This is a genomic window from Streptomyces niphimycinicus (genome assembly GCF_018883605.1).
GTDB classification, from domain to species: Bacteria; Actinomycetota; Actinomycetes; order Streptomycetales; family Streptomycetaceae; genus Streptomyces; species Streptomyces niphimycinicus.
The window spans coordinates 1-10997 of the sequence record NZ_JAHLEM010000705.1 but is presented as its reverse complement, the minus strand read 5'-3'; the positions used below and the strand labels follow the sequence as shown (position 1 = coordinate 10997).

Sequence of the window (10997 nt, the reverse complement as noted above, 5' to 3'; positions counted from 1 at the left end):
GTGGCCAGTCCCGCCGCCCGCGCCGTCGGCCGGGCTGCCGTCGGCCGGGGCGAGCAGCACCTGGATGTCGGCGGCCGCACCCGCCTCGTCGATGTCGTCGTACTCGGGGACCCGTCCGGGCTCGGCGGCCTCCTGCCGCCAGTGCGCGTACCGCACGGCCTCGGCGAGCGCGCGCACGGCCCGCTCGGCGGCGGGGTAGGCGGGGATCCGGCGGGTGCCGGGGGCGGGCTCGCCGCCGGTGCCGGCCAGCGCCTCCGCAAGCTCCTGGATCTCCAGGTGGACCACGGCCACCGGTTTGGCCGGACCGGGCCCGGAAGCCTGGGCCGCCTCCCTTACGGCCGTCGCGAGGGCCTCCGCGCCGCCGTCGCCGTCCCCGGGGCCCGCGTTTCCGTCGCCGACCGAGGGGATGGCGGTGACGACGACGGCGTCGCAGGCGTCGTCGGTAAGGGCCTCGCTCAGGGCGCGCCGGAAGTCGTCCGGGGCGGCGGCCGTGGTCAGGTCGCGGGGCGGCAGCGGGCGGAGCCCCTCGGTGAGGCAGGCGTCGTAGGTGATCAGGCCGAGCGATTCGGAGTTGCCGAGGATGGCGACGCGCGGACCGGCGGGCAGCGGCTGGGAGGCGAGCAGCACCCCGGTGTCGGCGAGTTCGGTGACGGTGTCGACCCGGATGACGCCCGCCTGCCGCAGCAGATCGGAGACGGTGGCGTCCGGGATCTGGGTGGTGGGCACGGCATGGCCGGTGGGGGCGCTGCCGGTGTGGCGGGCGCCCTTGACGACGACCACCGGTTTGACGGCGGCGGTGCGCCGGGCGAGCCGGGTGAACTTGCGGGGGTTGCCGATCGACTCCAGGTACATCAGGACGACGTCGGTGTGCGGATCGTCGTACCAGTACTGGAGGAGGTCGTTGCCCGAGACGTCGGCGCGGTTCCCGGCGGACACGAAGGTCGATATCCCCGCGATCCCGGCGAGGCTCGCCAGCCCGGCGCCGCGCCGGTGCAGCCCGGACAGCAGCGCGATGCCGATCGCCCCGGACTGGGTGAACAGGCCCAGCCGGCCGGGGTTGGGCAACTGCGGGGACAGGGAGGCGTTGAGCCGGACGCCCTCGGCGGTGTTGCTGACGCCGAAGGCGTTGGGGCCGATGACGCGCATACCGTACGACCGGGCCTGGCGGACGAGGTCGCGCTGCCGGTCGCGGCCCTCGCTCCCGCTCTCGGCGTATCCGGCGGAGAGCACGACGAGGCCCTGGACGCCGTGCTCGCCGCATTCGGCCACGACGGCGGGCACCCGCTCGGCGGGGACGGCGACGACGGCGAGGTCCACGGGCTCCTCTATGGCGCGCAGCGAGCGGTGGGCCGGGACGCCCTCGGGCTCCAGGCGCGCCATGTCGTCGGGGAAGGCGTGGTTGACGGCGTGGACGCGGCCCGTGAAGCCGCCGTCCAGGAGGTTGCGCAGTACGGTGCGGCCGACGCCGCCGGGCGTGCGGCTGGTGCCGATGACGGCGACGGAGCCGGGCGCCAGCAGCCGCTGGACGGAGCGGGCCTCGGCCCGCTGCTCGCGGGCGCGCATGACGGCCAGGGAGCGGTCGGTGGGTTCGAGGTCGAATTCGAGGCGGACGACGCCGTCCTCGAAGCTGCGCTTCTGGGTGTAGCCCGCGTCCGTGAACACCTTGATCATCTTGGTGTTGGCGGGCAGCACCTCGGCGGCGAACCTGCGGATGTCCCGCTCGCGCGCTACGGCGGCGATGTGTTCGAGGAGCGCGGAGGCCACCCCGCGGCCCTGGTGGGCGTCCTGGACGAGAAAGGCGACCTCGGCCTCGTCGGCGGGGGCGGCGGCCGGCATCCCCTGTCCGTCGATGCGGTCGTACCGCACGGTGGCGATGAACTCATCCCCCACTATGGCCGCCAGGCCCACCCGGTCGACGTAGTCGTGGTGGGTGAAGCGGTGGACGTCGCGGTCGGAGAGGCGGGGGTAGGGCGCGAAGAAGCGGTAGTACTTCGACTCGTCCGAGACCCGCTCGTAGAAGCTGACCAGCCGCTGGGCGTCATCGGGGGTGATGGGACGGATCTGTGCCGTGCCGCCGTCCCGCAGCACCACATCGGCTTCCCAGTGGGTCGGGTAGGCGTGATGGTCCGACGGGCTCCGCATGGGGCCCAGGGTACGGGCCCGCCCGGTCCGGATGGTGGACACCCTTGCGTCGGGGCCGAGTGTCGGGGGAAGGTCCGTATCGGGCCAGCCCGGGCATGCCCGGGCTCACTCGGACATCGTCCGGGTGAATCCGGACACCGTATGATTTTGGTCTAGACAACCGCACCCGTCACACCTGAAGGGCAACACCATGGCTGAGCGCCGCGTCACCATCGGCTGGGCCGAGGGCCTGCACGCCCGCCCTGCGTCGATCTTCGTCCGGGCGGCCACCGCCGCCGGCGTCCCCATCACGATCGCCAAGGGCGACGGCACCCCGGTCAACGCCGCCTCCATGCTGGCCGTGCTGAGCCTCGGCGCCCAGGGCGGCGAGGAGGTCGTCCTCGCCTCCGACGCGGACGATGCCGAGGTCGCGCTCGACCGGCTGGCGAAGCTGGTGGCGGAGGGCCTCGAGGAGCTTCCCGAGACCGTCTGACCCCCGCTGACTCGCAGGCGAGTCACACGCGTTTCCGGTGTGACTCCCGTGCGGCTCGAGGATTCGGCACGACGGGGCCGCGGTGACCATTACGGCCACCGCGGCCCCGCTGTTTTTCCGTTTCCACCCCGACTCGGAGGACCGGGAGACGGGCGCCGCGAATCCACGCAGAGAATTCCCGGGAATTGTATACGGGATATCTGTTAATTCCGGCCGCTCGCCGTGTTTACGGAATGTTTCGAAGCCCTCACCGGGTTGGGACGGCGCTGCCGGTATTCCGCCAGCGCGCGCTCGGTGTGCGCGGCGGCGAGCGCCCGCGCCCGGTCGGCGTCGCCGCGCGCCACCGCGTCCACCAATGCGCCGTGCTCCGCCCAGGACTCCACGGCCCGCGCGGCCGGGTCGGGGCGCCGGGCACCCCCGGGCGATGTGGCGTGCGGTACGGGCTGCGGCGCGGGAGCGACCGCGTACACCCAGGCGGTCTTGCGGCGCAGTTGGACGAGCATCGCGGCCAGGCTCGGGCTGCCGGACGCCTGGGCGAGCGTCTCGTGGAACCAGTCGTCCAGCGGCGGCAGTTCGCCGAGCCGGCCGTGCTGGGCCCGCTCCCGGCCGAGCCGGACCAGCCCGCGCAGCACCTTCAGATGGGCCTCGGTGCGGCGCTGTGCGGCCCGTGCGGCGCCCAGCGGCTCCAGCAGCGCCCGGATGTCCAGCAGATCGGCCGCCTCGCGCTCGGAGGGCTGGGCGACGCAGGCCCCCGCGTGCCGCCGGGTCGTCACGAAGCCCTCGGACTCCAGGGTGCGCAGGGCCTCGCGGACCGGCACCCGCGAGACGCCGTAGCGCCGGGCGAGAAGTTCCTCGGTGAGCCGGCTGCCGGGCCGATATGTGCCGGAGACGATGTCGTCGCGAATCGCCGTGCACACCGCATGCGCCGAAATCCGGCGACCGCCCTGGACCGCGGTCGTATCCCCGCTCACTTCCGGTCCCACATTGTCGAACCTCCGCCTTAACGCCCGCGAAACGCATCCATGGAACGCGCGTTGAACGACTCTATTCCAATCGGACGTCTTTTCCGATGGCGGAGTGCATTTCATGGATATTTTTTGGTCAGCGGGCGGCGGCACGCCGAAGGCCCCGTCCGGTGGACGGGGCCTTCTCGGATTCTCGCCGGACCGCGGGCGTGCGCGGAGTCCCGCGGGGCCGGACGTTCGCGGAGTGCCGCGAGGTCAGACGTTGACGCCGTGCGAGCGCAGGTACGCCAGGGGGTCGATGTCCGAGCCGTAGTCCGGGCTGGTGCGGGCCTCGAAGTGCAGATGCGGTCCGGTGACGTTGCCGGTGGCGCCCGACAGGCCGATCTGCTGGCCGGGGGTGACCTTCTGGCCGACCGAGACGCTGATCGACGACAGGTGGCCGTACTGGGTGTAGGTGCCGTCGTTCATCTTGATGACGACGTTGTTGCCGTAGGAGCCGCCCCAGCCCGCCTCGACGATCTCGCCCATGCCCACGGAGTGCACCGAGGTGCCGGAGGAGGCGTGGAAGTCGATGCCGGTGTGGCTGCCGGAGGACCACAGTCCGCTGGCCGCGTGGTAGCCGGTGGAGACGTAGGAGCCGCTGATCGGCGTCTCGAAGGTGTTGAGGCGCTTGCGCTCGGCCTCGCGCGCCGCGCGCTCCTTGGCCTCGCGCTCGGCCTTGGCCCTCTTCTCCGCGGCCTCCGCCTTTCTGGCGGCCTCCTGGCGGGCGATCGCCTCCGCCTTGGCCTTGGCGGCGGCCTGAGCGGCGGCGGTCTCCTGGGTCTGCGCCTGGGCCTCGATCTGGTCCGCGATCCCGTCGCCGATCACGATCGCCTGGGTCAGACCGGTCTGCTGGGAGCTGGGGCCCGTGTCGGCCGCGAACGCCTGCCCGGTGATCCCGGCGACGACGCCCGAGGCGACGGTGGTGATGCCCACGACGTTCGCGCCGGTGCGGACGTTGACCTTGGTGGTCCGGCGGTGTTTCCCGGTGGCAGTGCGGGTGGACGCCATACTGAGGCGCACTCCTTTCCTTCCTTCTCGCCTACCGGGTTAGCTGACGGGTTCGGAGCAGGAAGGTCTCCTACGGACTCCTCCCCCGGCCGGGGAAGGCGCCCGATTCACCCCTGGGGACGTGTGGGTCCCCGGCTCCCCTGGCTCGCGCCGTACGGGGACTCGGCGATGACTGTCCGTGCCGCGGATGCGGCGGGTTGCTGGCGAACAGCCGGACTGACGCTAAACGGGCCCGCTTTCGATCACCAAACGGTTCCGGTTTTTTGTTGCTCTCCCCACAAACCAAACAAGCTGTCACTCCCGCAAATCGGACATGAAGGAAGGACCCCGGCACCCTTACGGGGGGGCCGGGGTCCTTCCGCCGTGAGCTCGTCGACCGGACCGGCTGCCGGACCGTCAGCGAACCCGGATCGTCGGTGAGCCGGCCGGATCGCAGGTTCTTGGACCGGATCCGGCCAACCGGCCAACTCCGGGCGGCTCAGCCGGAGATGACGCTCACCTCGCCGATGCCCAGCGCCCGGACCGGCTCCTCGATCGCCGAGGCGTCCCCGACCAGCACCGTGACCAGCCGGTCCGCCGGGAAGGCGGACACCACCGCGGCGGTCGCCTCCACCGTGCCGGTCTCCGCGAGGCGGGCGTACAACTGTGCCTGGAAATCGTCCGGAAGGTGCTGCTCGACCTGGTCGGCGAGGGTGCCCGCGACGGCCGCCGCCGTCTCGTACTTCAGCGGGGCGACGCCCACCAGGTTCTGCACCGCGACATCGCGCTCCTCGTCGGTGAGCCCCTCCTCCTTCAGCGTGCGCAGCACCTTCCAGAGGTCCTCCAGCGCGGGCCCGGTGACCTCGGTGGCCACCGAGCCGCTGATCGCCAGCATGGCGGCGCCCGCCGAGCCGCCCGAGGGCGCCGGGGGCGCGGAGCGCAGCACCTGGCCGAAGGCGCGCACCCCGTAGGTGTAGCCCTTCTCCTCGCGCAGCACGCGGTCGAGGCGGGAGGTGAGAGTGCCGCCCAGGCAGTACGTGCCGAGCACCTGCGCGGGCCAGACCCGGTCATGGCGGTCGGCGCCGACGCGCCCGATGAGCAACTGGGTCTGCACCGCGCCCGGCCGGTCGACGATCACCACCCGGCCGAGGTCGTCGGCGACGACCGGGGGAACCGCGCGCGGCACGCCCGCGCCGCCCGTCCAGGCTCCCAGAGTGTCGGCGAGCGCCCCGTCGAGGTCGACCCCGGTGAGGTCGCCCACGATGACTGCGGTGGCCGTGGAGGGGCGGACATGCGCCTCGTAGAAGGCGCGCACGGCAGCGGCGTCGATGCCCTCGATGGTCTCCTGGGTGCCCTGGCGCGGCCGGGACATCCGCGACTCGGCCGGGAAGAGGGCCGCGGAGAGGGCCATCGAGGCGCGGCGGGCCGGGTTGGCCAGCTCATGGGGGATCTCGTCCAGCCGGTTGCGCACCAGCCGCTCGACCTCGCCGTCCGGGAAGGCGGGGGCGCGCAGGGCGTCGGCCAGCAGCCCGAGCGCCTTGGGCAGCCGGGAGACCGGGACCTCCAGGGAGACCCGGAGGCCGGGGTGGTCGGCATGCGCGTCCAGCGTGGCGCCGCAGCGCTCGAGCTCGGCGGCGAACTCCTCGGCGTCGTGCTTGTCGGTGCCCTCCGACAGCGCGCGCGCCATGATCGTGGCGACGCCTTCGAGCCCGGCCGGCTCGGCGTCCAGCGGCGCCGCCAGATTGATCTCGACGGCGACGACCTGCTGGCCGGGGCGGTGGCAGCGCAGCACCGTAAGGCCGTTGGGCAGCTCACCGCGCTCGGGGGCCGGGAACGCCCACGGCTTGGGCGCGCCGCCCTTGGGCTGCGGGTGAAAGGTCATGGTCGCGGTGACGGCGTCGCTCACTGGGCCGCCTCCCCTTCTGCGTCGGTCTCGGCGGCTTCGGCGGTGTCGGCTGCGTCCTCGGCGCCCTCGACGGGCTCGTAGACCAGCACGGCGCGGTTGTCGGGGCGCAGCCGCGCCGCGGCCACGGCCCGCACCTCCTCGGCGGTGATGTCGAGCACCCGCTCCACGGCGGTCAGCGCGAGCTGCGGGTCGCCGAAGAGCACCGCGTACCGGCAGAGCTCGTCGGCCCGGCCGCCGACCGTGGCCAGCCGGTCCAGCCATTCGCGCTCGATCTGCGCCTGCGCCCGCTCCATCTCCTGCGGGGTCGGCCCCTCCTCGGCGAAGCGGGCCAGCTCCTCGTCGACGGCGGTCTCGATGGCGGGCACCTCGACGCCGCCGGAGGTCTTCACGTCCAGCCAGCCCAGCGAGGGGGCGCCGGACAGCCGCAGCAGGCCGAATCCGGCGGCCACGGCGGTGCGGTCGCGGCGCACCAGGCGGTTGTGGAGCCGGGAGGACTCCCCGCCGCCGAGTACGGTCAGCGCCAGATCGGCGGCGTCGGACTCACGGGTGCCGTCGTGGGGCAGCCGGTAGGCGGCCATCAGGGCGCGGGCCGGGACCTCCTCCTCCACGACCTCGCGCAACTGGTCGCCGATCACCTCCGGGAGCGTGCCGTCGCGGGGCGGGCGCTTGCCGTCGTGGGAGGGGATGGAGCCGAAGTACTTCTCGATCCAGGCGAGCGTCTGCTCGGGGTCGATGTCGCCGACGATCGACAGCACGGCGTTGTTCGGGGCGTAGTAGGTGCGGAAGAACTCCCGCGCGTCCTCCAGGGAGGCCGCGTCCAGGTCGGCCATGGAGCCGATCGGGGTGTGGTGGTACGGATGGCCCTCGGGGTACGCCATGGAGACGAGCTTCTCGAAGGCGGTGCCGTACGGCACGTTGTCGTACCGCTGGCGGCGCTCGTTCTTGACGACGTCGCGCTGGTTCTCCAGGCTCTCCTCGTCCAGCGCGGTCAGGAGGGACCCCATTCGGTCGGCCTCCAGCCACAGGGCGAGCTCGACCTGGTGGGCGGGCATGGTCTCGAAGTAGTTGGTGCGCTCGAAGCTGGTCGTGCCGTTGAGCGAGCCGCCGGCCCCCTGCACCAGCTCGAAGTGGCCGTTGCCGGTCACCTGCGCCGAGCCCTGGAACATCAGGTGCTCGAAGAGGTGGGCCAGGCCGGTGCGCCCCTTGACCTCATGGCGCGAGCCGACGTCGTACCACAGACAGACCGCGGCGACCGGGGTCAGATGGTCCTCGGAGAGCACCACGCGCAGGCCATTGGCCAGGCGGTGCTCGGTCGCTTTCAGGCCGCCGGAGCCGGCCTGCTGCGTGGCCGTGTGACCCATGGGCATGTACGTCCCTTCGATCGCGTGATGGAGCGCGTGCCAGCCGCATGCGCAGCGCTTCTGTCACTGTATGCAAGGGGACGGACATCTGGCGAAGTTCCGGTCCGTTCCCGTCCTCCCGAGCTGCCCCGAACCGTTTCCGCGGCCTCTCGGGCGCCGGACCTCGCCCTTCGAGAGGCCGTCATACGGGGCCGCCGAACCCGGTTTCGGAGCCCGCTCCGGCCCTTGCCACCCCGGCCCGTTCCACACTTGTCGGCGGCCCGGGCCACAATGGTCGGCGTCAGATCCCGTATCGGCAGTTGAAGGAGCCGCAAGCGCGATGGCCCGCCGCCGCACGAAGACCCCGCCGCCGGACGACTTCGAGGAGCGCATCCTCGACATCGACGTCGTCGACGAGATGCAGGGCTCCTACCTCGAGTACGCCTACTCGGTCATCTACTCGCGCGCGCTGCCCGACGCCCGAGACGGGCTGAAGCCCGTGCACCGCCGCATCCTCTACCAGATGAACGAGATGGGGCTGCGCCCCGAGCGCGGCTTCGTCAAGTGCGCCCGTGTCGTCGGTGAGGTGATGGGAAAGCTCCATCCGCACGGCGACGCGTCGATCTATGACGCGCTGGTGCGCATGGCGCAGCCGTTCTCCATGCGCCTGCCGATGGTCGACGGCCATGGGAACTTCGGCTCCCTGGGCAACGACGACCCGCCCGCCGCGATGCGGTACACCGAGTGCCGGATGGCGTCGGCGACCTCGCTGATGACGGAGTCGATCGACGAGGAAACGGTCGACTTCTCACCGAATTACGACGGCAGTGAGCAGGAGCCGGTCACCCTCCCCGCCGCCTATCCGAACCTGCTGGTCAACGGCACGTCCGGAATCGCGGTCGGCATGGCGACCAATATGCCGCCGCACAACCTGGGCGAGGTCATCGCCGCCGCCCGCCATCTGATCAGGCACCCGGGCGCCGACCTCGAGACCCTGATGCGCCATGTGCCGGGCCCCGACCTGCCCACCGGCGGCCGGATCGTCGGCATGAGCGGCATCCGGGACGCGTACGAGACCGGGCGCGGCACCTTCAAGATCCGCGCCACGGTGGCCGTGGAGGACGTGACGGCCCGCCGTAAGGGCCTCGTCGTCACCGAGCTGCCCTTCGCCGTGGGGCCCGAGAAGGTCATCTCCAAGATCAAGGACATGGTCGGCGCGAAGAAGCTCCAGGGCATCGCGGACGTCAAGGACCTCACCGACCGCGAGCACGGGCTGCGGCTGGTCATCGAGATCAAGAACGGCTTCAACCCCGAGGCCGTGCTGGAGCAGCTCTACAAGCTCACGCCGATGGAGGAGTCCTTCGGCATCAACAATGTGGCGCTGGTGGACGGCCAGCCGCTCACGCTGGGGCTCAAGGAGCTGCTGGAGGTCTATCTCGACCACCGCTTCAATGTGGTCCGGCGGCGCAGCGAGTTCCGCCGCACCAAGCGGCGCAACCGGCTGCACCTGGTCGAGGGTCTGCTGGTGGCCCTCCTCGACATCGACGAGGTCATCCGCCTCATCCGGCAGAGCGACAACGCGGCGGAGGCCAAGCGGTCCCTCATCGAGCGCTTCGGTCTCTCCGAGGTCCAGACGCAGTACATCCTGGACACTCCGCTGCGCCGGCTGACCAAGTTCGACCGGCTGGAGCTGGAGTCGGAGCGCGACCGGCTCAACACCGAGATCGAGGAGCTGACCCGGATCCTCGACTCCGACGCCGAGCTGCGCAAGCTGGTCTCCGGCGAACTGGCCGCGGTGGCCAAGAAGTTCGGCACCCCGCGCCGCACGGTACTGCTGGAGTCGTCGAACGCACCGGTGACCGCGGTGCCGCTGGAGGTCGCGGACGACCCCTGCCGGGTGCTGCTGTCCTCCACCGGGCTGCTGGCCCGCACCGCCGACGGCGAGCCGTTCCCGGTCGAGGGGAAGGCCAAGCGCGCCAAGCACGATGTGATCCTCTCGGCGGTCCCGGCGACGGCCCGGGGCTCCGTGGGGGCGGTGACCTCGACCGGGCGGCTGCTGCGGCTCACGGTGATCGACCTCCCGATGCTCCCGGAGTCGGCCGGGCCCCCCAATCTGGCGGGCGGCGCGCCCATCGCCGAGTTCCTCTCCCTGGAGGAGGACGAGGAGCTGATCTGCCTCACCACCCTGGACGAGTCCTCACCGGGGCTCGCGATCGGCACGGAGCAGGGCGTTGTCAAGCGCGTGGTCCCCGACTACCCGGCCAACAAGGACGAGTTGGAGGTCATCGGCCTCAAGGAGGGCGACCGGATCGTGGGCGCGGTGGAGCTGCGCACCGGCGAGGAGGATCTGGTCTTCATCACCGACGACGCCCAGTTGCTGCGCTACGCGGCCAGCCAGGTGCGGCCGCAAGGGCGCGCCGCGGGCGGTATGGCGGGCGTCAAGCTCGCCTCCGGCGCCAAGGTGATCTCGTTCACGGCCGTCGACCCGGCGAGCGACGCGGTGGTCTTCACGGTCGCGGGCTCGAGCGGCACGCTCGATGACTCGGTACAGCAGTCGGCCAAGCTCACCCCCTTCGACCAGTACCCGCGCAAGGGCCGGGCCACGGGTGGAGTGCGCTGCCAGCGGTTCCTGAAGGGCGAGGACATCCTGGTCCTGGCCTGGGCGGGCGCGACCCCGGCCCGCGCGGCGGGGGCGAACGGCACCCCGGCGGCACTGCCGGACATCGACCCGCGCCGGGACGGCTCGGGTGAACCGCTCGCCAAGCCGGTGACGGTGGTGGCCGGGCCGGTGTAGCCCGGCACGAGCAGGAGGAGCGCGCGGCAGGGGCGCGGCACCGAGAGGGTGCCGCGCCCCTCGCCGTTTGGGGGCGCCCTCGCCGTTTGCGGACGCCCTCGCCGTTTGGGGGTGCCCTCGCCGTTTGCGGGCGCCCTCGGCATTAACGGGCGCCACGGCGTTGACAGGCACGCTCGCCGTTCACGGGCACCCGCAGCGTTCACGGGCCACACCGTGCCGTTCACAGGCACCCTCGCGGCTCACGGGCGCCCGCGGCGTACACAGGCCCCACAGGCCCCCGCGCCGTCCAGTCCCCCGGCCCCGGCGCCCTGGGACGGCGGAAGGCCGGCGGCGGGCCCCGACCCTCGCG

General features: G+C 72.2%; 7 protein-coding genes and 1 riboswitch. Of the genes, 2 read left to right on the top strand and 5 right to left on the bottom strand.

Going from position 1 to position 10997, the window contains the following annotated elements; genetic code table 11:
* Positions 1–2142 (bottom strand): GNAT family N-acetyltransferase (locus KN815_RS40720; protein ID WP_216346828.1); only part of this gene is annotated, 2142 nt, incomplete at its 3' end.
* A gap of 190 nt (positions 2143–2332) precedes the next feature.
* Here KN815_RS40720 and KN815_RS40715 point away from each other — a divergent pair.
* Positions 2333–2614: an HPr family phosphocarrier protein gene (locus KN815_RS40715; protein WP_216346827.1), complete on the top strand. Its 282-nt coding sequence runs from the start codon at positions 2333–2335 to the stop codon at positions 2612–2614.
* Positions 2615–2817: 203 nt separating this feature from the next.
* Here KN815_RS40715 and KN815_RS40710 read toward each other — a convergent pair whose 3' ends face one another.
* The 4 genes from KN815_RS40710 to KN815_RS40695 form a co-directional block, all read right to left on the bottom strand.
* Positions 2818–3585: a GntR family transcriptional regulator gene (locus KN815_RS40710; protein WP_253209560.1), complete on the bottom strand. Its 768-nt coding sequence runs from the start codon at positions 3583–3585 to the stop codon at positions 2818–2820.
* Between the two features lie 249 nt (positions 3586–3834).
* Positions 3835–4629, bottom strand: a complete 795-nt coding sequence (locus KN815_RS40705; RefSeq protein WP_216346825.1) for a M23 family metallopeptidase — start codon at positions 4627–4629, stop codon at positions 3835–3837.
* Between the two features lie 14 nt (positions 4630–4643).
* Positions 4644–4807: riboswitch (cyclic di-AMP (ydaO/yuaA leader) on the bottom strand.
* Positions 4808–5107: 300 nt separating this feature from the next.
* Positions 5108–6490, bottom strand: a complete 1383-nt coding sequence (locus KN815_RS40700) for a M16 family metallopeptidase (protein WP_372458606.1) — start codon at positions 6488–6490, stop codon at positions 5108–5110.
* Positions 6491–6510: 20 nt separating this feature from the next.
* On the bottom strand, positions 6511–7881 hold the full coding sequence (locus tag KN815_RS40695) for a M16 family metallopeptidase (RefSeq protein ID WP_216346823.1): 1371 nt from the start codon (positions 7879–7881) through the stop codon (positions 6511–6513).
* A gap of 313 nt (positions 7882–8194) precedes the next feature.
* On the opposite strand from KN815_RS40695, the gene KN815_RS40690 reads away from it, so the two are divergent.
* Positions 8195–10648, top strand: coding sequence for a DNA gyrase/topoisomerase IV subunit A (locus tag KN815_RS40690; RefSeq protein ID WP_216346822.1), 2454 nt, complete (start codon positions 8195–8197; stop codon positions 10646–10648).
* Positions 10649–10997: the final 349 nt, after the last annotated feature.